17 protein-coding genes and 3 tRNA genes are annotated in these 22707 nt (G+C 66.1%); 2 read left to right on the forward strand and 18 right to left on the reverse strand.

Annotated elements, in window-relative coordinates:
- Positions 1 to 2: 2 nt before the first annotated feature.
- Both H681_RS16630 and H681_RS16635 read right to left on the reverse strand, forming a co-directional pair.
- Complete coding sequence (locus H681_RS16630; RefSeq protein ID WP_015478045.1) at positions 3 to 1538, reverse strand: hypothetical protein; 1536 nt, start codon at positions 1536 to 1538, stop codon at positions 3 to 5.
- Between the two features lie 261 nt (positions 1539 to 1799).
- Positions 1800 to 3833: an NADPH-dependent 2,4-dienoyl-CoA reductase gene (locus H681_RS16635; RefSeq protein WP_015478046.1), complete on the reverse strand. Its 2034-nt coding sequence runs from the start codon at positions 3831 to 3833 to the stop codon at positions 1800 to 1802.
- A gap of 217 nt (positions 3834 to 4050) precedes the next feature.
- Between H681_RS16635 and H681_RS16640 the strand changes: the two genes are divergently transcribed.
- Positions 4051 to 5169 (forward strand): carbon-nitrogen hydrolase family protein, encoded by a 1119-nt coding sequence (locus H681_RS16640; protein WP_041712653.1) that lies wholly within the window; start codon positions 4051 to 4053, stop codon positions 5167 to 5169.
- Positions 5170 to 5173: 4 nt separating this feature from the next.
- A complete protein-coding gene (locus H681_RS16645) occupies positions 5174 to 6211 on the forward strand; it encodes an AraC family transcriptional regulator (protein ID WP_015478048.1) in 1038 nt (345 codons plus the stop codon).
- 250 nt (positions 6212 to 6461) lie between these two features.
- Here the strand turns inward: H681_RS16645 and H681_RS16650 are convergent.
- The 16 genes from H681_RS16650 to asd form a co-directional block, all read right to left on the reverse strand.
- A tRNA-Asp gene (locus tag H681_RS16650) sits at positions 6462 to 6538 on the reverse strand.
- A 97-nt stretch (positions 6539 to 6635) separates the two neighbouring features.
- Positions 6636 to 6712, reverse strand: a tRNA-Asp gene (locus H681_RS16655).
- A gap of 16 nt (positions 6713 to 6728) precedes the next feature.
- Positions 6729 to 6804: transfer RNA gene (locus H681_RS16660), tRNA-Val, on the reverse strand.
- A gap of 265 nt (positions 6805 to 7069) precedes the next feature.
- Positions 7070 to 7837, reverse strand: a complete 768-nt coding sequence (locus tag H681_RS16665) for an SDR family oxidoreductase (RefSeq protein WP_015478049.1) — start codon at positions 7835 to 7837, stop codon at positions 7070 to 7072.
- Positions 7834 to 9045 carry an O-succinylhomoserine sulfhydrylase gene (locus tag H681_RS16670; protein WP_015478050.1) on the reverse strand — a complete coding sequence of 404 codons (1212 nt, stop codon included), beginning with the start codon at positions 9043 to 9045 and terminating at the stop codon, positions 7834 to 7836. The genes H681_RS16665 and H681_RS16670 overlap by 4 nt, the downstream gene beginning before the upstream one ends.
- Before the next feature lie 27 nt (positions 9046 to 9072).
- Positions 9073 to 10578 (reverse strand): amidophosphoribosyltransferase, encoded by a 1506-nt coding sequence (gene purF, locus H681_RS16675; protein WP_015478051.1) that lies wholly within the window; start codon positions 10576 to 10578, stop codon positions 9073 to 9075.
- 105 nt (positions 10579 to 10683) lie between these two features.
- Positions 10684 to 11226, reverse strand: a complete 543-nt coding sequence (locus H681_RS16680; protein WP_086009567.1) for a CvpA family protein — start codon at positions 11224 to 11226, stop codon at positions 10684 to 10686.
- Between the two features lie 104 nt (positions 11227 to 11330).
- The gene (locus tag H681_RS16685; protein ID WP_015478053.1) at positions 11331 to 11957 is read right to left on the reverse strand and encodes an SPOR domain-containing protein; all 627 of its coding nucleotides are present in this window, start codon (positions 11955 to 11957) and stop codon (positions 11331 to 11333) included.
- Between the two features lie 19 nt (positions 11958 to 11976).
- A complete protein-coding gene (folC, locus tag H681_RS16690; RefSeq protein WP_015478054.1) occupies positions 11977 to 13257 on the reverse strand; it encodes a bifunctional tetrahydrofolate synthase/dihydrofolate synthase in 1281 nt (426 codons plus the stop codon).
- Positions 13254 to 14129, reverse strand: coding sequence for an acetyl-CoA carboxylase, carboxyltransferase subunit beta (gene accD / locus H681_RS16695; RefSeq protein WP_015478055.1), 876 nt, complete (start codon positions 14127 to 14129; stop codon positions 13254 to 13256). The genes folC and accD overlap by 4 nt, the downstream gene beginning before the upstream one ends.
- A 262-nt stretch (positions 14130 to 14391) precedes the next feature.
- Positions 14392 to 15015 carry a phosphoribosylanthranilate isomerase gene (locus H681_RS16700; RefSeq protein WP_015478056.1) on the reverse strand — a complete coding sequence of 208 codons (624 nt, stop codon included), beginning with the start codon at positions 15013 to 15015 and terminating at the stop codon, positions 14392 to 14394.
- Positions 15016 to 15072: 57 nt separating this feature from the next.
- The gene (gene truA / locus H681_RS16705; RefSeq protein WP_015478057.1) at positions 15073 to 15930 is read right to left on the reverse strand and encodes a tRNA pseudouridine(38-40) synthase TruA; all 858 of its coding nucleotides are present in this window, start codon (positions 15928 to 15930) and stop codon (positions 15073 to 15075) included.
- Positions 15931 to 15949: 19 nt separating this feature from the next.
- Positions 15950 to 18820: a FimV/HubP family polar landmark protein gene (locus tag H681_RS16710; RefSeq protein ID WP_041712091.1), complete on the reverse strand. Its 2871-nt coding sequence runs from the start codon at positions 18818 to 18820 to the stop codon at positions 15950 to 15952.
- 168 nt (positions 18821 to 18988) lie between these two features.
- Positions 18989 to 19996: an aspartate-semialdehyde dehydrogenase gene (locus H681_RS16715; RefSeq protein ID WP_015478059.1), complete on the reverse strand. Its 1008-nt coding sequence runs from the start codon at positions 19994 to 19996 to the stop codon at positions 18989 to 18991.
- Positions 19997 to 20097: 101 nt separating this feature from the next.
- Entirely contained in the window at positions 20098 to 21270 is a 1173-nt protein-coding gene (locus H681_RS16720) for a type IV pilus assembly protein FimV (protein ID WP_015478060.1), read from the reverse strand.
- Between the two features lie 262 nt (positions 21271 to 21532).
- Positions 21533 to 22645 carry an aspartate-semialdehyde dehydrogenase gene (asd, locus tag H681_RS16725; protein WP_015478061.1) on the reverse strand — a complete coding sequence of 371 codons (1113 nt, stop codon included), beginning with the start codon at positions 22643 to 22645 and terminating at the stop codon, positions 21533 to 21535.
- Positions 22646 to 22707 lie beyond the last annotated feature (62 nt).

Below are 22707 nucleotides of genomic sequence, written 5' to 3' on the forward strand. Positions count from 1 at the left end.
GCTCAAGCCGTGGTCACGCTGCGCAGGCGGCCGGCGGTCTTGTGGCGGGAACAGCAGTTGCTGTCGCCATCGACGAAACGTCCGGGCGTCTCCACACGGTCGATCGGCAGGGCGCAACGGTCGCCATTGGACAGCCGCCCCTCGCAGGCGGGCTGCTGGTAATGCACCAGCCACTGGCTGTATTGGTCCTCCGAGACGAAGCACTTGGCTGCGACGAAGGCCAACGGGTTGTCCTGATAGCGAGCGACATCCTGCAGCGACAAGGTCAGATGACCGGCGCCGGGGTGGTAAACCACGAAGATCACGCCCTGCTCCGCCAGGCGCTCCAGGATCGAACCCTCCGCCGGCCGGGCCGACAGCATGGCCAGCTCCTGGCGCAGGCTCTCGGTACTCTGTTGCAACTGCACGGCCTGACCGGCCTGCTCGCGCCACTGCACGCCTTCCCGGCGCACCTGCTCGAGCTCCTGACGCAATTGCCCAGCCTCCTGGTGCAGCGTCTGGTTTTCCTGCCGAAGCTGTTGAACCTCCTGCTGCAACTGCTGGTTTTCCCGCTGCAGTTGCTGGTCCAGCTCGTTGCGGTAACCCAGCTCCGCGTCGCGGACGGAAACCTGCTCCCGGTAGCGGGCCTCCACGGCGGCGATGCGCGCCTTGGCCTCGCCTTCGATCTGCTGGCGCAACTGATCCATCTCGTCACGGCCGCTCTGCTCGATCTGCCGCAACTGGGCGGTCAGCTCTTCACGGCCACGCTGGAATCCATTGACCTGGCCTTCCAGTTCGCGGCGCAGGCCATCGTTGATCTCTTCTTCGCGCTTGAGCCCTTCGCGCAGCGCCGTAAGCTCGGCTTGCAGCACCATGACCTGCTCCTGCGCGCCGAGCTTCAGGCGGCTGAGCTCCTGCTCATGCTGCTGGCTGATCTGCGACAGGCGGGTTTCGTGCTGGCCGAGCAGTTCAGCGGTCTTCTGCTGGTGCTCCTGGAGCATCTCCCGGGCCAGCTTTTCGGCAGTCTGGCGAGACTCCTCCTCGGAGGGCGCATACCACTGGTGCTCGGCGGCCATCTGCAGGCGCTGGGGCTCGACGGCCGCCGGCTCCTCTTCCACCAGCACCCCGAGGTTGTTGCGTTTCGCCGCGGCGCGCAGCAGCGTCAGGTGATTGTTGTCGCCGTCAAGGATCGGGTCCCACAGGTGCATCTGGTGCCAGGACACCGGGCACTGGCTGCGGCAGGCCAGCCGAATGGGGCCGGCGCCCAGGTCGGGGCCACGGCCGGCACGGTCGGAAAGGTTGCGCAGGGGCAGGTTCCAGCCACGGTCGGCCTCACCCTTCTCGTCGAAGTCCAGATAGAAGAACACCGCCGCCTTGATCATCAGCCGCGGGTTGATCAGCACGTAGGCCAACCGCACCTGTTGCTCGGCAAGGTCCGGCATCTGCACTACGTTGTCGAGCAGCGCCTCGAACTCGGGGTAGAGCATTTCCTTGCAAACGCCACGGTCATTGAAGAAGACCACGGCTTCCACCATCTGAGGCTTCTTCTGCATGCTCATCGATTGACCTCTGGGCCTGTGCGGGAGGAAGTCTGGGACATGGTACCGTAGGAAAGTGGCACCTTGATGGCAGGAAACCCCCGACATCCGGACCAGTCTAGGGGAAATAATGTCGCAGGCAATGTGACTGGGTTGGCACCCGACCTGCCGGTCATGTTGGGCGAGTCGGCGGCAAGATGAATCTGTGACGCAGTTTGTCATTCAACAAAAAACGCAGGCCCCGGAGGAACTTTCCGGGGCCTGCGGCGTGTGGCTTGCGACTCAGAGCTCAGCGGCGAGGCGCGAACCCTGATTGATGGCGCGCTTGGCGTCCAGTTCGGCGGCCACGTCGGCGCCACCGATCAGGTGCACGCTCTGGCCAGCGGCGACCAGACCGTCGTGCAGCTCGCGCAGCGGGTCCTGGCCGGCGCAGACGACCACGGTGTCCACCGGCAGCACCTGCGGCTCGCCGCCGGCGACGCTGATGTGCAGGCCGTCGTTGTCTACCTTGAGGTATTCGACGCTGTTGAGCATCTGCACCTGCTTGTTCTTCAGGCCCGTGCGATGGATCCAGCCGGTGGTCTTGCCCAGGCCGTCGCCGACCTTGGACTTCTTGCGCTGCAGCAGGAACACCTGGCGCGCTGCGGCGTGCGGATGGGCCTGGATGCCGGCGACGCCGCCACGGGCCTCCAGGTTCTCGTCGATGCCCCACTCCCGCCAGAAGGCGTGGCGGTCCAGGCTGGTGGATTCGCCGCTGTGGGTGACGTACTCGGAGACGTCGAAGCCGATGCCGCCGGCGCCGATCACCGCCACGCGGCTACCCACCGGCTTGCGCTCGAGGATCGCGTCCAGGTAGCTGATCACCTTGGCGTTGTCGATGCCAGGGATGGCCGGGGTGCGCGGCACGATGCCGGTGGCCAGGATGATCTCGTCGAAACCGCCCCTGGCCAGGTCGTCGACGCTGACGCGGGTGTTCAGGCGCAGTTGCACGCCGCTGGTTTCCACCTTGCGCTTGAAGTAGCGCAGGGTTTCGTAGAACTCCTCCTTGCCCGGCACGCGCTTGGCGACGTTGAACTGCCCGCCGATCTCGCCGGCGGCGTCGAACAGGGTCACCTCGTGGCCACGCTCGGCGGCCACGGTGGCGGCGGACAGGCCGGCGGGGCCGGCGCCGACCACGGCGATCTTCTTCACGTGGGTGGTCGGGATGTAGTTCAGTTCGGTTTCGTGGCAGGCGCGCGGATTCACCAGGCAACTGGTCAGCTTGCCGCCGAAGGTGTGGTCCAGGCAGGCCTGGTTGCAGCCGATGCAGGTGTTGATCTCGTCGCTACGGCCTTCGGCGGCCTTGTTGACGAAGTCCGGGTCGGCGAGGAACGGACGAGCCATCGACACCATGTCGGCGTCGCCCTCGGCCAGCACCTGTTCGGCGATTTCCGGGGTGTTGATGCGGTTGGTGGTGATCAGCGGGATGCCGATCTCGCCGCGCAGCTTGGCAGTGACCTTGGTGAAGGCCGCACGCGGCACCTTGGTGGCGATGGTCGGGATGCGCGCTTCGTGCCAGCCGATGCCGGTGTTGATGAGGGTGGCGCCGGCCTGCTCGATGGCCTTGGCCAGCAGGACGATCTCGTCCCAGGTGCTGCCGCCTTCCACCAGGTCGAGCATCGACAGGCGATAGATGATGATGAAGTTCGGACCCACGGCCTCGCGCACGCGGCGGACGATCTCCACCGGCAGGCGCATGCGGTTCTCGTAGCTGCCGCCCCAGCGGTCGGTGCGCTGGTTGGTGTGGGCAACCAGGAACTGGTTGATGAAGTAGCCTTCCGACCCCATGATCTCGACGCCGTCGTAGCCGGCGACCTGGGCCAGGCTCGAGCAATTGACGAAGTCGGCGATCTGTTTCTCGATGCCCTCTTCATCCAGCTCGCGCGGCTTGAACGGGTTGATCGGCGCCTGGATGGCGCTGGGCGCGACGGACTTGGGGCTGTAGGCGTAGCGGCCGGCGTGGAGGATCTGCATGCAGATCTTGCCGCCCGCCTCGTGCACCGCCTGGGTGACGATCTTGTGCTTCTCGGCTTCTTCGGCAGTGCTCAGCTTGGCCGCGCCGGAATACACGCCGCCTTCCTCGTTCGGACCGATGCCGCCGGTGACCATCAGGCCCACGCCACCACGGGCGCGCTCGGCGAAGTAGGCCGCCATGCGCTCGAAGCCCTGCGGCTTTTCTTCCAGGCCGGTGTGCATGGACCCCATCAGGGTGCGGTTGCGCAGCGTGGTGAAACCCAGGTCCAGGGGGGCGAGCAGGTGCGGATAAGGGGCGGTCATACGTCCTCCAGCATTCACGGTGGCGCCGCCCCCTCGGCTCGTTCGCTCATGGAACGCAAGGCACGGGGTGCGGTCGGTATGGGGCAGACTCTAAGGAGCCACCCTGCCCCGCTCAATGATCAAAAGTAACAACTTACTGATCGAAGATGACACCACGACTTGGCAACACCCGGCCCAGCCCCTACCCTGTGCCGCACCGACTGAGTACATGTTCCTCATGCGCAAGCTGATCTTCCTCATCCTGGTGATCCTCTTCGCCGGCTATGCCGGCTGGGCGGAACGTCGCCCGGTGGGCCACTACCTCTCCGACCTGCGCAGCCAGGTCGTGCTCAACCAGGGCGAGCCGTCCGAACGCGGCAACCTGCTGGGCGTGCAACCGGAACTCTTCACCCAGGACTACCAGAGCGTCGAGCGCCTGCGCCTGAAATTCCACGCCTACCTGGCCAAGGCCCGCGACGAAGGGCTGATCAACCCGCGCACGGTGGTGGTGTTCCCCGAGCACGTCGGCACCTGGCTGGTGGCCGCCGGCGAGAAGCCCGAGGTCTACCAGACCGAGCACCTGGCCGAGGCGATGGAATGGATGGTCGCCAGCAACCCGCTGAAAGTAGCGCGCGGCTGGCTCGGCGCCAAAGGCGAGGACCGCATGGCCGACGCCCTGTTCCGCATGAAGGCGGTGGACATGGCCCACGACTACCAGACCCTGTTCGGCGGACTGGCCAGGGAGTTCGGCGTGACCATCGTCGCCGGCTCCATCGTGCTGCCCAATCCGAAGATCGTCGAAGGCCAGATCCGCACCGGCAACGGTCGCCTCTACAACGTCAGCCAGGTCTTCGGCAGCGACGGCCTGCCGCTGGGCAAGCCGCAGCGCAAGCTGTTCCCCATCGACGACGAGAAAGGCTTCACCCGTGGTGGTCACCCGGATGACCTGCAGGTCCTGCAGACGCCGGCTGGGCGCCTGGGCGTGCTGGTCTGTGCCGACAGCTGGTATCCGGCGAGCTACAGCGCGCTGGCTGCGAACAAGCCCGACATCATTGCAGTGCCTGCCTTCCTCACTGGCAACGGCAACTGGAGCAAGCCGTGGAAGGGCTACAACGGCGCACCGACACCCAGCGACGTGACCCTCAAGCCCGGCGAACTCTCCGAAGGCGAAGCCTGGGAACGCCTGGCCCTGGCCGGCCGCATCGGCGCAAGCGGCGCCCGCGCCGGCATCACCGTATTCCTGCGAGGCCATCTCTGGGACCTGGGCAGCGATGGACGCAGCCTGGTGGTCAGCGGTAGCAGCCATACCCTGGCGCCCGACGGCCCCGGCGCGCGCTTGATCAACCTCTGGCTCTGACGCCATGACCCGCCCGACCATGCGCCTCGGCGATCTTTCGGTAGGCTTCGTCCACAGCCTCGCCGACGCCCTGGCGGAGAGCGGCATCGCCCCGCAGCCACTGCTGCAGCAATACGGACTGGATGCCGCGCGCCTGGGCGAACCCGGCGCGCGACTGTCGATCCCCCGCTACATGCGCCTGGGCCACGCGGCCATCCAGCAGAGCGGCGACCCCGCCCTCGGCTTGCGCATGGGCCAGCTCAGCCGCCCGAGCCAGCTCGGCCTGATCGGCGTCACCGCCGCGCAGGCACCCAATGTGCGTGCTGCCGCCCGCGCGCTGATCCGCTTCGAACCACTGTATGCACAGAACTACCGTGGCCAGAGCAGCTTCATCGAGGATGCCAGCGGCGCCTGGCTGCGCTTCTACTCCATCAGCCCGTACAACGCTTACAACCGCTTCGTGGTGGATTCGGTGCTGGCTGGCTGGGTGAGCATGCTCGGCAGCATCGGCGCGCAGCCGCTGCGCCCGGAGAAGGTCGAGATCGAGTACCCGGCGCCAGCCTGGGCGCCGCGTTTCGAGGCAATGCTCGGCTGCCCGGTGGAGTTTGGCGCCGAGCACAACCAACTGCGCCTGGACCAGGCGAGCCTCGCGCGGGCAAACCCGGAGCACTGCCCGAGCACCTGGGGGCAACTGCAGGAGATCTGCGAGAAGGAACTGGACCAGATGACCCGCACGCGCAGCCTGCACGAGCGCGTAGCGCAACTGTTGGGGCCGATGCTCAACGGCCGCGAGCCGGACCTGGAGGAAGTCGCCACGCGCCTCAAGCTGCCGACCTGGACCCTGCGCCGCAAGCTGGCCGAGGAAGGCACGCAGTTCCGCAGCATCCTCAATGACACCCGCCGCGACCTGGCGATGATCTACATCCGCGACACCGACCTGGCCTTCGGCGAGATCGCCTACCTGCTCGGCTTCGCCTCGGCGGAAGCCTTCCAGCGCGCCTTCAAGCGCTGGAGCGGGCAAACGCCGGGGGAGTTCCGCCGCGCCCAGCGCCACAGCGGCTGATCACATCTCCGTGGCGTCGTCGGCCGGCTCCGGCAGATCCTGCTCCACGGCGTGCAGCTCCAGCAATTCTTCCTGATAGTCGTCCATTGGCTATTCTCCTGAGCGGTCGATCAGGTTTAGCAAAGACCATGAGGAAAAAGCTAGACAGCAAAGGTGAACGACCTGTGACAGCGTCTTACAGAAGACCGCAGGATTTTTCGGACGGAAACGAAAAAGCCCTCAGGTATTGCTACCTGAGGGCTTTCGAATATGGCGCAGCGGACGGGACTCGAACCCGCGACCCCCGGCGTGACAGGCCGGTATTCTAACCGACTGAACTACCGCTGCGTGTCGGTTGGACTTGCGTCCGGTACAGCAACCTCCTTGCGCCTGGAGTGAGTCACTCGACAAACCGGTTCGGGGTAGGAACCAAGGAGGGGGAAAATGGCGCAGCGGACGGGACTCGAACCCGCGACCCCCGGCGTGACAGGCCGGTATTCTAACCGACTGAACTACCGCTGCGCGTAACTTGCGAGAGTGGTGGGTGATGACGGGATCGAACCGCCGACCCTCTGCTTGTAAGGCAGATGCTCTCCCAGCTGAGCTAATCACCCTTCGTCTCGAAGTGGGGCGCATTCTACAGTCGGCAGAACCTAAGTCAATGCCCTGATTGAACTTTTTTTCATTTTCCGCAAAAAAAGTTCGGCGCGCGGTTGGGGCCGCGATTCTGGGCACGGTTCGCGAGCAAGCTCGCTCCTACAGGTAGGGTGGTGCAGCTCGGGTGTAGGAACGAGCTTGCTCGCGAACAGCCCAACGCCGAACTCTCCCGCCAAGAAAAAGGGCGACCCTCGGGCCGCCCTCCTCTTCCACACTCGACACTCAGTCGAGGTAGATCATCTTGCAGGTCATGCCGCCATCGATCACCAGTTCCTGCCCGGTGACGAATCCAGCACCGTCGCCGACCAGCCAGGACACCGCCGCCGCGACGTCCTCCACCGTCCCGACACGGCCGACCAGGTGCTGGTCATGGTCCAGCTCGGTCAGCGGCTCGGCTTCACGCGCACGCAGGTCGCGAGCATCGATCCAGCCTGGGGAGATGGCGTTGACGCGAATCTCCGGCCCCAGGCTGCTGGCCAGGGCATGGGTCAGCGACAACAGGCCGCCCTTGCTCGCCGCATAGGCTTCGGAGTTCGGCTCGGACTGGTGCGCGCGGGTCGAGGCAATGTTGACGATGCTGCCGTTGTGCGCGCGCAGGTACGGCGCGCAGTGCTTGGCCAGCAGCATCGGACCGGTGAGATTCACCGCCAGGGCGCGGTTCCACTCGTTCAGGCCCAGGCCTTCCAGCGGCGTGTTGTGCGGCCGGGCGATGGCGGCGTTGCTCACCAGCGCATCGAGACGGCCGTACTGGCCGATGACATCGGCAATCGCCGTCGCCACCTGCGCCTCGTTGGCCACGTCCAGCGCCACGAAAGCGGCGCGCTCGCCCAGTGCCCTGGCGACCTTCGGCCCGCGCTCGCGGTCGATGTCGGCCAGCACCACTTGCCAGCCCTCGGCGATCAGCCAGGCGCTGACACCCAGGCCGATGCCGCGCGCCGCGCCCGTCACCAGGGCGACGCGACCGTTACCGAAGAGCTCCGTTGCGCTCACAGGGCGGCCAGACCCCGCGCCAGGTCAGCCGTGATGTCAGCGACATCCTCCAGGCCCACGGCGACGCGGATCAGGTTGTCACGGATGCCGGCGTTCTCGCGCTCGGCCGGCGACAGACGACCGTGGGAAGTGGTGGCCGGGTGGGCGATGGTGGTCTTGGTGTCACCCAGGTTGGTGGTGATGGAGATCATCCGGGTGGCGTCGATGAAGCGCCAGGCCGCAGCCTTGTCGCCCTTCACCTCGAAGCTCACCACCGCACCGAAGCCCTTCTGCTGACGCTTGGCCAGTTCGTGCTGCGGGTGGCTGGCCAGGCCCGCGTAGTGCACGCGGTCGATACCGGGCTGCCGTTCCAGCCATTCGGCGACCTGTTGCGCCGAGGCGCTGTGGGCCTGCATGCGCACACGCAGGGTTTCCAGGCCCTTGAGGAAGATCCAGGCATTGAACGGGCTCAGGGTCGGGCCGGCGGTGCGCAGGAAGCCGACGACGGGCTCCATCTGCGCGCGGCGACCGGCGACCACGCCGCCCATCGTGCGGCCCTGGCCGTCGATGTACTTGGTTGCCGAGTGGATCACCACGTCCGCGCCCAGTTTCAGCGGCTGCTGCAGCGCCGGGGTGCAGAAGCAGTTGTCCACCGCCAGCAGCGCGCCCTTGGCATGGGCGATCTCGGCCAGCGCAGCGATATCCACCAGCTCGGCCAGCGGGTTGGACGGCGATTCGACGAAGAACAGCCTGGTGTTCGGCTTGCAGGCCGCTTCCCAGGCTTTCAGGTCGCTCAGCGGCGGGTAGTCCACCTCGATACCGAAGCGCTTGAAGTACTTCTCGAACAGGCTGATGGTCGAGCCGAACACGCTGCGCGAGACCAGCACATGGTCGCCGGCGCTGCACAGGCTCATCACCAGGGAGAGGATCGCCGACATACCGGTGGAGGTGGCCACCGCCTGCTCGGCGCCCTCCAGCGCAGCGATGCGCTCCTCGAAGGTACGCACCGTAGGGTTGGTGTAGCGCGAGTAGACGTTGCCCGGCACTTCACCGGCAAAACGCGCGGCCGCATCGGCGGCACTGCGGAACACATAGCTGGAGGTGGTGAACAGGCCTTCGCCGTGTTCAGCCTCCGGGGTGCGGCGTTGCCCGGCGCGTACCGCGAGGGTATCGAAACCGACACCCTCCAGATCGCTGTCCAGCCGGCCGGCTTCCCAATCCTGAGCCATGCCCTGCTCTCCCTATTCGTGTCTGAATCAGTCGTTGTACAGATCGATGATGGCGCTGACGGCGGTACCCTTGGTCTTGGTCGCGTCGTTGCGCGCCTGCTCGATCTTGTCCAGGTAGGCTTCGTCGACGTCGCCGGTGACGTATTCACCGTTGAACACGGCGCAGTCGAAGTGTTCGATCTTGATCTTGCCGCCCTCGGTGGATTCGATCAGGTCCTGCAGGTCCTGATACACCAGCCAGTCGGCACCGATCAGTTCGCCGACTTCCTCGGTGCTGCGGTTGTGCGCGATCAGCTCGTGGGCACTCGGCATGTCGATGCCGTAGACGTTGGGGTAGCGTACCGCCGGGGCAGCGGAGCAGAAGTAGACGTTCTTCGCGCCGGCCTCGCGGGCCATCTGGATGATCTGCTTGCAGGTGGTGCCGCGAACGATGGAGTCGTCCACCAGCATCACGTTCTTGCCGCGGAATTCCAGCTCGATGGCGTTGAGCTTCTGGCGTACCGATTTCTTGCGCGCGGCCTGGCCGGGCATGATGAAGGTACGGCCGATGTAGCGGTTCTTCACGAAGCCTTCGCGGAACTTCACGCCCAGGCGGTTGGCCAGCTCCAGCGCGGCGGTGCGACTGGTGTCCGGGATCGGGATGACCACGTCGATGTCGTGGTCCGGACGCTCGCGGAGGATCTTGTCGGCCAGCTTCTCGCCCATGCGCAGGCGCGCCTTGTAGACCGAGATGCCGTCGATGATGGAGTCCGGACGGGCCAGGTAGACGTGTTCGAAGATGCACGGCGCGTACTGCGGATTGGCCGCGCACTGGCGGGTGTAGAGCTTGCCGTCTTCGGTGATGTACACCGCTTCGCCCGGCGCCAGGTCGCGGATCAGGGTGAAGCCGAGGACGTCCAGGGCCACGCTTTCCGAGGCGATCATGTATTCCACGCCGTTCTCGGTGTGACGCTGGCCGAAGACGATCGGGCGGATCGCATGGGGATCGCGGAAGCCGACGATGCCGTAGCCGGTGATCATCGCCACCACGGCGTAACCGCCAACGCAGCGGGCATGCACGCCGGCAACCGCGGCGAACACGTCTTCCTCGGTGGGCTGCAACTTGTTGCGCACCGCCAGCTCATGGGCGAACACGTTGAGCAGCACTTCCGAGTCGGAGTTGGTGTTCACGTGGCGCAGGTCGGATTCGTAGATTTCCTTGGCCAACTGCTCGACGTTGGTCAGGTTGCCGTTGTGCGCCAGGGTGATGCCGTAGGGCGAGTTGACGTAGAACGGCTGCGCCTCGGCGGAGCTGGAGCTGCCCGCGGTGGGGTAGCGCACGTGGCCGATGCCGATCTTGCCGACCAGGCGCTGCATGTGGCGCTGCTGGAAGACGTCACGGACCAGGCCGTTGTCCTTGCGCAGGTACAGACGGTCGTCCTGACAGGTGACAATCCCCGCAGCGTCCTGGCCACGATGCTGGAGAACGGTGAGCGCGTCATAGAGCGCCTGATTGACGTTCGACTTGCCCACGATACCGACGATGCCACACATGCGACGCAACCCCTAGTTGGTTTCAGGCTAAAACAATCCGTTATTCGGCAGTATCCACCGGACCTGCCGTTACGGCGACGGCTACCCGTCGCCTCCACCCGCCCGTCACTGGGCCGGCAGCAAAGACCCCGCTCCGGACGGCGGAGCGATGGTAACGCCGGACATCCAGTGCCCGGCGAACGCCAGAATGGTGTTCTTCGACCAGTCGGCGACGATCAGGAAGTGCGGCAGCAGCACCGACTGCTGCCACCACGGGTCCTGTTGCACCGGAGCCAGGCTCAGCAGGCCGACCAGCAACACCACCAGCAGCACGCCACGGGCGCCGCCGAACACCATGCCGAGCACGCGGTCGGTGCCGGACATGCCGGTCACCCGTACTAGCTCGCTGATGAGGAAATTGACGAGCGCGCCCAGCAGCAGCGTGACGACGAACAGAATGGCGCAAGCGGCAATGACGCGCCCCGAGGGCAACTGGATGTAGGGTGCGAGGTGCTCGGCCAGCGCGCCGCCGAACATCCAGGCGACCGCACCGGCTACGATCCAGGTAACCAGCGACAGGGCTTCCTTGACGAAACCACGGCTCAAGCTGATCAGGCTGGAAATGACGATGATGCCGATCATCGTCCAATCGACCCAGGTAAATGCCACGTTGCGGCCCAGAAACGGAAAGGCCCCGCATTTTAGCAGAGGCCTTCGATTTAGCGGAGCCCCAGTTTGACCCGAGGCGGATTGAGTGAAGCTAACGAACCGGCTCAGCCGCGCTCGGGCTGGAAGCGTACGACGAAGCCATTGAGCTTCTGCTGCTTGCCGAGCTGGTCACGCAGGCGGTCCGCCTCGGCGCGCTCGACCACCGGACCGACGAATACGCGGTTCATGCCGTCGAAACTGCGCACATAGGCGTTATACCCCTGGCTGCGCAGCGACTTCTGCAGTTCGTCCGCGCGGGCGCGGTTGGACAGGCTGGCCAATTGCACCGACCAACTGACCGGCAGGTTGCTGGCATCCAGGCGCTGAGCCGGCGCTGTGCTGGCCTGAGCCGGCGCCGGCTGCGGCGCGGGAGCGGCCGGCTTGGGTGCCGGAGCGGCCGGCTGGGCCGGAGCCGATTGAGCGGGAAGGCTGGCGATGGGCGCAGCCGGCACGGGGGCGACTTCCGGCTGTGGGGCAGCATCGGCTTCCTCGGCCTGCGGCTCCGGCACCTCGGTGGGCTGCACCTCGACGCTCGGCATCGCCGGCGGCTTGGGCATCACCGGCGCCTCGACCACGACCTGACGCATCTCGTCCTCGCGGGTAAACAGCATCGGCAGGAAGATGATGGCCAGCGCCAGCAGCACCAGCGCACCGACAACCCTCTGCTTGAGCCCCTTATCGAGCAAGGCCATGAATCACTCCCCTTTTCCGTTATCGAGCAGCCCTGACGAGCCACTCCAGGGCATCCGCCACGCTGTAGAACGAACCGAATACCAGAATCTCGTCGTCCGCCGACGCTTCATTGCACTGCGCTTCGAGCGCCGCGGCAATGTTCGCGTGACGACTGACGCTCGCGCCACGGGCACGCAGCGCAGCTTCCAGCTCCTGGGCCGGCCGACTGCGACCAGTGGGCAGCGGCGCGACGGCCCAATCCTGCACCAAGCCGAGCACGGGTTCCAGTACGCCGTCCAGATCCTTGTCCGCCAGCAGGCCGAACACGGCGCGCCGCACACCCTTGGGCGGCGCCGCACGCAGGCGGCCGGCCAGGTACTGCGCGGCATGCGGATTGTGCCCGACATCCAGCAGCAGATGGCGCGCTTCACCGCGCCATTGCACGACGCGACGATCCAGGCGCCCGGTGACGCGGGTACGCTGCAGGGCGGCGATCAGTTGTTCCGGCAGCCACGGCAGGTCCATGAGTGCATAGACCTGCAAGGCCAGCGCCGCGTTCTCCATCGGCAGGTCGAGCTGCGGCAGGTGATGCAGGCTCAAGGCTTCCCCGGCGGCATTGCGGCCGCGCCAATGCCAGTCGCCCTCCCCCAGCGCCAGGTCGAAATCGCGGCCGCGCAGCACCAGCGGCGCGCCCAGGCTGCGGGCCTGCTCCATGATCGGCGCAGGCGGCTCCAGGTCGCCACACACGGCGGGCCTGCCAGCGCGGAAGATACCGGCCTTCTCGAAGGCGACGCTTTCACGGGTGTCGCCCAGCCAGTCGGCATGGTCGACAGCAATGCTGGTGACCACCGCGATGTCGGCATCCAGCAGATTCACCGCGTCCAGCCGGCCGCCCAGGCCGACTTCCAGCACCACGGCGTCCAGGCCGGCGCGCTCGAACAGCCAGAAGGCCGCGAGGGTGCCCATCTCGAAGTAGGTCAGGGAAGTTTCGCCACGGGCCGCCTCGACGGCGGCGAAGGCTTCGCAGAGCGCCTCATCGCTGGCTTCGACGCCCTCGATGAGCACCCGCTCGTTGTAGCGCAGCAGGTGCGGCGAGCTGTACACGCCGACGCGCAGGCCCTGCTCGCCGAGCAGGGCGGCGAGGAAGGCACAGGTGGAACCCTTGCCGTTGGTGCCGGTGACGGTCACCACGCGGGGCGCGGGACGCCCCAGCCCAAGCCGGCCGGCCACCTCGCGGGAGCGATCCAGCCCCATGTCGATTGCCGTGGGGTGGAGTTGTTCGAGGTAGCTGAGCCAGTCGGCAAGGGTACGTGGGGTCATCCTGCGAGCGCGGTACTTGGAGTGTTGGTGAACTTGGCCAGCAGGCTGGCGAGCCGCTGACGCATTTCCGAACGGTGGACGATCATGTCGATGGCACCGTGCTCCAGCAGGAACTCGCTACGCTGGAAGCCTTCGGGCAGCTTCTCGCGCACGGTCTGCTCGATCACCCGCGGGCCGGCGAAGCCGATCAGGGCGCGCGGCTCGCCGACGATCACGTCGCCGAGCATCGCCAGGCTGGCGGAAACGCCGCCGTAGACCGGGTCGGTCAGCACGGAGATGAACGGAATGCCTTCTTCGCGCAGGCGCGCCAGCGCGGCGGAGGTCTTGGCCATCTGCATCAGGGAAATCAGCGCTTCCTGCATGCGCGCACCGCCCGAAGCGGAGAAGCAGATCATCGGGCAACGGTTTTCCAAGGCGTAGTTGGCGGCGCGCACGAAACGCTCGCCGACGATGGAGCCCATCGAGCCGCCCATGAAGGAGAACTCGAAGGCGCTGGCCACCACCGGCATGCCCATCAGCTTGCCGCTCATGGAGATCAGCGCATCCTTCTCGCCGGTGTCCTTCTGCGCGGCGCTCAGGCGGTCCTTGTACTTCTTGCTGTCGCGGAACTTCAGGCGATCCACCGGCTCCAGCTCGGCGCCAAGCTCTTCGCGACCCTCTTCATCGAGGAAGATGTCCAGGCGGGCACGGGCGCCGATGCGCATGTGGTGATCGCACTTCGGGCAGACGTCCAGGGTCTTTTCCAGCTCGGGACGGTACAGCACCGCCTCGCAGGACGGGCACTTGTGCCACAGGCCTTCCGGAACCGAGCTCTTCTTCGCTTCGGAACGCATGATGGAAGGGATCAGCTTGTCTACCAGCCAGTTGCTCATGCTCTCGTCTCCAGTGCAGGGGCACGGCCTGACGCCATGCGCGTACCCCTGAGCAAATTCATCGTCGCGGTTCCGGCCTCAAGACCCGAACCCCTCGCAAACAAAGGCGCCGCCTGGGGCGTCGCCACGAATACACCACTCGATGCGGGTCGCCGGCGGGCAAGCTCTGACGACTGCCAGCCCCGACGACTCCCAGCGCTGCCGGGCAGCGATTGGGTAGTGGACGGCGGCAGGCCGCTCGTCGTCACATGAAGATTCCGCGTCACGCCACGGACCGGCACTGGGCTATGAAGTCGCGGATCTTCTGCGCGTCCTTGATGCCCTTGCTCGCCTCCACCCCGCCGCTGACATCCACGGCGTAGGGGCGCACCCGGGCGATGGCGCCGGCCACATTGGCGACCGTCAGGCCGCCGGCCAGGATCAACGGGCGCTGCACATCCCTGGGCACCAACGACCAGTCGAACGCCTGGCCGGTACCGCCGGGCACGCCTTCCACGAAGGTATCGAGGAGGAAACCACTGGCCTGTGGATAGTTCGCGATCTGCGCCGCCACGTCGTCGCCCGGCTTCACACGCAAGGCCTTGAGGTAACGCTTGTGCCAGCCGGAGCAGGCTTCGGGCGTTTCGTCGCCGTGGAACTGGAGGATGTCCAGCGACACCGCATCGAGGATTTCCCCCAGCTCGCAACGGCTGGCATCGACGAACAGGCCGACGGTGCTGACGAAGGGTGGCAGCGCGGCGACGATCGCCCGCGCCTGCTGGATGCTGACCGCGCGCGGGCTCTTGGCATAGAACACCAGGCCGATCGCATCGGCGCCGGCCTCGGCGGCGGCCAGGGCATCCTCGACACGGGTAATACCGCAGATTTTGATGCGAACGGCGGACAAGATGCAGCAACCTTCAGGCAAGTGATCGATCGATGGTAGCAAATGCCCCCGGCATCGTCAGCCAAGGATATCGGGCAAACTTGAAAGGAAATGTGGCCCCAGGTAGCGCTCCGGCAGCTCGAACGCTTCCGGGTACTCCACCCGCACCAGATACAGCCCGTACGGGTGCGCCGTAACGCCACCCGCGCGACGATCGCGCGCCGCCAGTACCTCCGCCGCCCACTCCGGCGGACGCTCGCCGGCGCCGATGGTCATCAGCACCCCGGCGAAGTTGCGCACCATGTGATGCAGGAAGGCATTGGCGCGAATATCCAGCACGATGAAGCGGCCATGCTCGATCACCTCGAGGTGATGCACAGTCTTCACCGGCGACTTGGCCTGGCACTGCACCGCGCGGAACGAGGTGAAGTCATGGGTGCCGATCAGCGCCCTGGCCGCCTCACGCATGCGCGCAACGTCCAGCGGACGGTGGTTCCAGGTGACCTCTTCAGCCATATGCGCCGGCCGGATCAGGTCGTTGTAGATTACATAGCGGTAGCGCCGCGCCATCGCGGTGAAGCGCGCATGGAACTGCGCCGGCATCACCTTCGCCCAGGTCACGCTGATGTCCGCCGGCAGGTTGGCGTTGCCGCCCATCACCCAGGCCTTCAGCGGCCGCTCGACGCGGGTATCGAAGTGCACGACCTGCCCGCTGGCATGCACGGCGGCATCGGTGCGCCCGGCGCAGATGACCGACACGGGTTCATCGGCCACTTTCGACAGGGCCTTCTCCAGTGCCGCCTGCACCGACGGCACGCCGCCTTCCTGGCGTTGCCAGCCGCGATACCGCGCACCTTTGTATTCGACGCCCAGGGCAATCCTGGAAACGCCAGCGGCAGCCACTTCGGCTGCCGCTTGGGTTACTGCTTCACTCATCTATCTGGAGCCTTCCGGCTCAGGCGATACGCCCGAGCAGTTCACGCGCTTCCTGCTGCTGATTGTCGTTACCCTCGGCGAGTACTTCGTCGAGGATGTCGCGGGCGCCTTCGGTGTCGCCCATGTCGATGTAGGCACGCGCCAGATCCAGCTTGGTGGCCGCTTCGTCGGCACCGGAGAGGAAGTCGAACTCGTCCTCCTCGTCCGCACCTTCAGCGGGAATCTCGAGCTCACTCGTCGCAAACGACGCATCCGGCTCCGACTCCAGCGCCGGCGACGAGACCTTGGACTCGTCAACGTCGCCCGCCAGACGATCCAGCTCGGCGCTGACCTCGTCGAGTTGAGCGGAGAAACTGTCGCCATCCCTGACCGGCTCGGGCTCATCACCCGGCAGGGAGAGGTCGAAATCATCCGGCAGATCGGCCAGCGACTGCGTCACACCCGCGTCCTTGTCGAAGGAAAACGCCTCCGCGCCGACGCTGGACAGCGAGGCCGCGTCATCTTCCAGGCCCAACAGGAAGTTTTCTTCCGCGGAGGCCGGGGCGTCCTTGTCCAGATCGAGCGCAAAGTCAGCCAGGTCGTCGGACAGCGATACGTCCGCAGGCTTGGCAGCCGGTTCCTCGCCCAGATCGAGATCGAAGGCGAAGTCGTCGTCCGACTTGGCCGGCTCGGCGACCGGCGCATCGAACGCCAGGTCGTCGTCCAGGTCGAAGCCACTCAGCGACAGCTCATCGCTCTTGTCCTCGGCCGGCGCAACGGGCTTGCCGTCTTCCAGCTCGAGATCATCCAGCGCCAGATCGAAAGCGTCGTCGAGATCGCCGGGCAGGGAGGCCGGCTCGGCAACGGGTTCCGGCTGGGCCGGCGAATCCAGGGTCAGGTCGTCGAGGCTGAAGCTGTCGAACTCGTCGGCAGCCGCCACCGCGGCAGCGCCTGCGGCACCCACCGCAGCCAGTGCGACCATCCCCGGATAACGGGACTTCAACTGCTCGACCTGGCTGTCGGCGCCCCCCATCTCGCGCAATTCGTTTTCCTGGCGGGCGAAACCTTCGCGGTCACCGATCTCGGCATACACCTCCATCAACTTGAGGCGCAGGTCGGTGCGTTGCGGCTCATCGTAGATGGCGCCCTGCAGCAACTCGGCGGCCTGATTGAAGCGGCCGTAGGCGATGTAGATATCCGCCTCGCCCAGGGCATCGCTGGTCTGCGCCGCGACTTGCTCGGGAGTCGATGCCACCGGAGCGGCCACTTCGGTGGCCGACTGAATATCGAGGGAGTCCAGGTCGGAGTCGCCAAGGGCGAGATCGCCGCCCAGGCCCTGCTCGTCCGCTTCGGACTCGGCGTCCAGTTGCTCGCGCTCCTGGGCGGCCCTGCGACGGGAAATCACCATCAGCAGCACCAGCAGCGCCAACAGGGCACTGCCGGCGATAGCGCCCAGCCAGACGGGGTTGGCCAGGAGCTCATCGATGAAGCTCGGCGCGGGCTGTTCGACCGGCGCGGGAGTCGGGGCCTTCTGCGCTTCCGCCGGCTTGGGCGCCTCGGGCGCCGGAGCGGGCTGAGCAGCCGGAGCAACCGGCGCACTCGCCTCGGGTGCGACCGGTGCGGCAGGAGCTACCGGCTCGGCTGGCTCGGCCGGTTCGGCGGGCGGAGCAGGCTCGGCGGATTGAACCGGAGCAGCCGCCTGATCGGGGGTTGCTGGCTGAGGAGCCGCAGCGGGCGCATCCGCCGCCGGAGCCTGGCCAGCGTCTTGCGGCGCCTTGCCAAGCTCGCCCTGCAGCTTCGCCAACTGGGCATCCTTCAGCTCGATGAGCTTCTGCAGCTTGTCCATCTGGCTCTGCAGATCACTCATGCGGCTTTGCAGTTCGTCGTTCTCGCGGCGAGTGCTATCCAGGCTTTCCTGGGTAACGGCCAGCTTGTCGGCAATGGCCTTGCCGTCCTTGTCGCCCTTGTCGCCACCCTTGGCCTTGCCGTCCTCGCCAGAGACCAGACGCAGGCTGTCCTTGCTCTCGGCTTGCGACGGAGCGGCGCCGGCGTTGGCTCGCGGGGTGGCGTCCAACTGGCGGGCGCCGCCGACCGGCAGGCTGCGTCCCTCGCGCCAGGCCGTGTGTTGCTGGTTGACCTCGACGACGGCCTCGGGCTGCGAGCGCGACTTGATCTGCTCCGCATCCGGCAGGCGCAGCACCTGGCCGCTCTTCAGGCGGTTGATGTTGCCGCCGAGGAAGGCGTCGGGGTTGAGGTCCTGGATCGCCAGCATGGTCTGCTGGACCGATACGCTGTTGTTCGGGCGGGCGCGTGCGGCGATTTCCCACAGGGTGTCATTGCGGCCGGTACGGTACTCGTTACCCTCCAGGCGACGGGGCGCCGGGGCCTCCGCCGCAGCGGGGCGAGGGGCCGACACAGCGGCCGGACGCGACGCAACCGGCTGGCGAGCGATCGGCGCCGGAGCGGCACTGGGCGCGCGAGGCGCCGCGGCCGCGGCGGTTTGCGGGGAATACAGCGGCGGATCGAGCAGCACGGTGTACTCGCGCAGCAAGCGCCCATTGGGCCAGAGCACCTCGACCAGGAAGTTCAGGTAGGGCTCCTGCACCGGGCGGTCCGAGGTCACGCGAATGACGCTCTTGCCGTTCGGCTTGACGATGGGAGTGAACTTCAGCCCGGTCAGGAAGTACTGGCGGTCGACGCCCGCCTTGTTGAAGTCTTCCGGGGAAGCCAGCTTGGGGATCACCTCGCTCGAGGAAAGATCACGAACTTCGACCAGGTCGATCTCGGCATCCAGCGGCTGGTTCAGTGCCGAACGCAGGTGGATGTCTCCCAACCCCAGTGCATGCGCCATGCCCGTGGTCAATGCCGAAGCAGCCGCGATTGCCTGCACCAGTTTACGAAGCCGGATCATAATTTAATCCCTTGTTTTAATAGCTTTTTCTGGATTAGAACGATGTCTATCGGGTTGTCGCTGCCCATGATGCCCGCCGTTTTCACAGCTGGGCCTCCCCCTGTCAGCGCCAATCCCGGCCAGTATTGCCAAGCTAGAATACTTCTTCAAATATTCGGTAAGTATCTTTTACAGATAGTGTTTTATCAACAATTCGCCCAAGTTCACAGCATTTAGGGCGGCGCCTTTTCGCACATTATCTGACGCAATCCACAAATTCAGTTTGCACGAATTTGTCAGACCAAGACGCAGGCGTCCGACATAGACACTATCCTGCCCCTGCGCATCACCGATGACAGTCGGATAATCATCGTCAACCCGCTCGATGCCGGGCGCGGCATCCAGGGCGGCCTGCAGCGCGTCCAGCGAAAGCGGTGCGCCGGCGGTGATCGACAGCATCAGCGCATCGCCGAAGAACACCGGCGCCAGGGCACAGGTAACGTCCAGCGCCCCCTCCAGCGCGGGGAACAGCGAAGACAGTTCCGCCGCCATGCGCCGCTCCAGGGCCGAATGGCCCTGCTCATCCACCACACCGACCTGGGCCAGCATGTTGAAGGCGTATTGCCGATCGACGAGCTTCGGCTCCAGCGGACGGGCGTTGAGCAGTTCAGCGGTTTGCCGCGCCAGCTCCTGGACGCCCTCGCGCCCCAGCGCCGAGGCGGAAAGGCAAGCGGTGACGCTCAGTTGGCGAACGTCCAGCACATCCCGCAGCGCCGCGAGCACTTCGGCGACTTCCGCCGCCGGCGCACAGGGCGCGGCGATCCGTGCCGGCAGGCTGAGCGACTCCAGCACGTCAGCATTGGCTGCCGGAAGCGCCACCACGGCCTGTTCGGCCAGCGCCGCGCCACTCAGGTCGATCACACTGCAGCCCGCCGCCAGCGCCAGGCCGGAGCACTCGACAGCGGCATCGGCCGTGGTGGAGAGGAAGGCCATGCGGACCTTGGCGAAGTCGAAATCGGACAGTTTGCCGACGCGCAGGTTGCGCCCACGGAACGCCACCGACTTGCCGGCGGATTCGCCCGTGGCCAGCAGATACAGGGTGCCCACGGGAAAATCCCGCTCTTCCAGCAGCTCGACCAGTGCCTCGCCTACAAGTCCGGTGGCGCCTACTACGGCGATGTCGATGGTTTCAGGCATCCAGTGTCTCGCGATATCAGGAAAGAAAACTGCGCAGCACTTTACTTCCCCCCCAACGGCGAGGCAATCGAGCGCCTCGCCACCTATCGCCGCACGACGGGCTATGGGTGCGTGACGCCCTCCGACGCCTGGGCGGCAATGACCGCCCCGGCCGGAGCCGATGCTGCGGGCTGCGCGGTGCCGGTGCCGGTGCCGGTGCCGGTGGAAGCCTCGGTGGGCTTGCCGGCCTTGTCCTGCTCCGCCAGCCGGGCGATCAGGCTGGCGATCTGCGCATCCTTCAGCTCGACCAGCTTGTTCAGCTTCTCCATCTGGCTCTGCAGGTCGGCAATCCGGCTGCGCATTTCATCGCCTTCGCGACGGGCGCTATCGAGCCCCTCCTGAAGTACCGCCAGTTGCTCAGCGTCGGCCTTGTCCTTCTGATTCGCCGCGCGCCCCGACACCAGACGCAGGCTATCGCGCGCCTCGGCGCTGACCGGCGCCGCTCCCGCCTCGGTCTTTTTCCGCGCATCCATCTGCCGCCCCTGCGGCAACGCGACCTGTCGGCGCGCCTGCCACTCACCGTTCTGCGCCTGGATGCGCGCAACGGCCTGGGCATGACTCTGAGCCCGCGCCTGCTGCTCATTCGGCAGACGCAGCACCTGCCCCACCTTCAACCGATTGGCGTTGCCATCGACGAACGCATCGGGGTTCAGTTGCTGGATCGCCAGCATGGTCTGCATCACCGACACGCTGGAAGACGGGCGATTGTGCGATGCGATGTTCCACAGGGCATCGTTGCGCTGGATTCGATAACTCTCCGACGGCGCCGATACCGCTGGCGACGGTGCGGCCTGGCGGGCCGGTGCGGCAAGCGGACGGGTTGCGACGGTCGCCGGCGGAGCCACCGGCGTGGCGACATAGCTCGGCGGATCGAGCAGCAACGTGAACTCGCGCACCAGGCGCCCCTGCGGCCACACCACCTGCAGCACGAAGTTGACGTAAGGTTCCTGAATCGGGCGCAGCGAACTGACGCGGATGGTCCCACGGCCGTTCTTGCCGATGTCCGAGCTGAAGCGCAGGCCGGTCACCAACTGGCTGCGGTCGACTCCCAGGCGGTCGAAGTCCTGCTGGGAAGCGAGGCCGACCACCACCTCGTCCGTACTCAGATCGCCCACGCCGCGCAGGTCGATGCTCGCCGACAAGGTCTGCCCAAGGACCGCGCGCGACGAGATCTCACCCAGCTCCAGCGCATCGGCGGTGCCTGGCAGGAAGGCCGAGGCAATGGCCGCCGCCAACAAGAATCCGTGAAACCGAGACATCCTCTCCCCCGCAGCAAGTATCCGATTGGCCGGCGCGAAAGGGCACACCGAAACCTGGACTGCGAGGATAGCGACTGGTTCCGAGCTGCTTTTACGGGTCCGTCACAGAACACCGCGAAATCAAGGGAGAGTTCCACCGACAGCGCGTACTTCGAGCGTTTTTGTGCGGGATATCACGTGACGCAGACAGCACGACGCCGGCACAGGGCCGGCGTCGTGGGTATCGCTGAAGGAGCGATCAACGCTCGAGCAGAATGCGCAGCATGCGCCGCAGCGGCTCGGCGGCGCCCCACAGCAACTGATCGCCGACGGTGAAGGCGCCGATGTACTGCGAGCCCATGTTGAGCTTGCGCAGACGGCCGACCGGAACGCTCAGGGTGCCGGTGACGGCTGCCGGGGTCAGTTCGCGCATGCTGATCTCGCGCTGGTTGGGGACCAGCTTGACCCAGGGGTTGTGCTGGCTGATCAGACCTTCGATGTCGGTCAGCGGCACGTCCTTGTTCAGCTTGATGGTCAGCGCCTGGCTGTGGCAGCGCATGGCGCCGATGCGCACGCAGATGCCGTCCACCGGGATCGGGTTCTTGAAGCGGCCGAGGATCTTGTTGGTCTCGGCCTGGCCCTTCCACTCTTCGCGGCTCTGGCCGTTGGGCAGTTCCTTGTCGATCCACGGGATCAGGCTGCCGGCCAGCGGCGCGCCGAAGTTCTCGGTGGGCATGGCGTCGCTGCGAATGGCCTCGGCGACCTTGCGGTCGATGTCGAGGATGGCGCTGGACGGGTTGGCCAGGTCATCGGCCACGGAGGCGTTGATGGCGCCCATCTGCTTGATCAGTTCGCGCATGTTCTGCGCGCCGGCACCGGAGGCCGCCTGGTAGGTCATGGCGCTCATCCACTCGACTAGGCCGGCTTCGAACAGGCCGCCCAGAGCCATCAGCATCAGGCTGACGGTGCAGTTGCCGCCGATGTAGTTCTTCGCGCCGGCATCCAGCGACTGATCGATGACCTTGCGGTTCACCGGGTCGAGGACGATCACCGCGTCATCCTGCATGCGCAGGCTGGAGGCGGCGTCGATCCAGTAGCCCTGCCAGCCGGCTTCGCGCAGCTTGGGGAAGACTTCGTTAGTGTAGTCGCCGCCCTGGCAGGTCAGGATGACGTCGAGGGTTTTCAGTTCCTCGATGCTGTAGGCGTCCTTCAGGGGGGCAATGTCCTTGCCAATGGACGGACCTTCGCCACCCACGTTGGAGGTGGTGAAGAACACCGGCTCGATCAGGTCGAAGTCCCGCTCTTCCAGCATCCGCTGCATGAGCACCGAACCGACCATGCCACGCCAACCGATCAGACCTACACGCTTCATCGCTACTACACCTTCATATATTTAGAGGGCCGTCGCTCCCGCTTTCCTGCAAGGGGCCGGGA

The sequence above is a fragment of the Pseudomonas sp. ATCC 13867 genome, assembly GCF_000349845.1.
GTDB lineage: Bacteria > Pseudomonadota > Gammaproteobacteria > Pseudomonadales > Pseudomonadaceae > Pseudomonas.

What these genes read in the sequence shown, in the direction of transcription:
- H681_RS16630 (WP_015478045.1), bottom strand. Translation starts at nt 1,538, where the DNA reads ATGAGCATGCAGAAGAAGCCTCAGATGGTGGAAGCCGTGGTCTTCTTC.
- H681_RS16635 (WP_015478046.1), bottom strand. Translation starts at nt 3,833, where the DNA reads ATGACCGCCCCTTATCCGCACCTGCTCGCCCCCCTGGACCTGGGTTTC.
- H681_RS16640 (WP_041712653.1), top strand. Translation starts at nt 4,051, where the DNA reads ATGCGCAAGCTGATCTTCCTCATCCTGGTGATCCTCTTCGCCGGCTAT.
- H681_RS16645 (WP_015478048.1), top strand. Translation starts at nt 5,174, where the DNA reads ATGACCCGCCCGACCATGCGCCTCGGCGATCTTTCGGTAGGCTTCGTC.
- H681_RS16670 (WP_015478050.1), bottom strand. Translation starts at nt 9,045, where the DNA reads ATGGCTCAGGATTGGGAAGCCGGCCGGCTGGACAGCGATCTGGAGGGT.
- purF (WP_015478051.1), bottom strand. Translation starts at nt 10,578, where the DNA reads ATGTGTGGCATCGTCGGTATCGTGGGCAAGTCGAACGTCAATCAGGCG.
- H681_RS16685 (WP_015478053.1), bottom strand. Translation starts at nt 11,957, where the DNA reads ATGGCCTTGCTCGATAAGGGGCTCAAGCAGAGGGTTGTCGGTGCGCTG.
- folC (WP_015478054.1), bottom strand. Translation starts at nt 13,257, where the DNA reads ATGACCCCACGTACCCTTGCCGACTGGCTCAGCTACCTCGAACAACTC.
- accD (WP_015478055.1), bottom strand. Translation starts at nt 14,129, where the DNA reads ATGAGCAACTGGCTGGTAGACAAGCTGATCCCTTCCATCATGCGTTCC.
- truA (WP_015478057.1), bottom strand. Translation starts at nt 15,930, where the DNA reads ATGAGTGAAGCAGTAACCCAAGCGGCAGCCGAAGTGGCTGCCGCTGGC.
- H681_RS16710 (WP_041712091.1), bottom strand. Translation starts at nt 18,820, where the DNA reads ATGATCCGGCTTCGTAAACTGGTGCAGGCAATCGCGGCTGCTTCGGCA.
- H681_RS16715 (WP_015478059.1), bottom strand. Translation starts at nt 19,996, where the DNA reads ATGCCTGAAACCATCGACATCGCCGTAGTAGGCGCCACCGGACTTGTA.
- asd (WP_015478061.1), bottom strand. Translation starts at nt 22,645, where the DNA reads ATGAAGCGTGTAGGTCTGATCGGTTGGCGTGGCATGGTCGGTTCGGTG.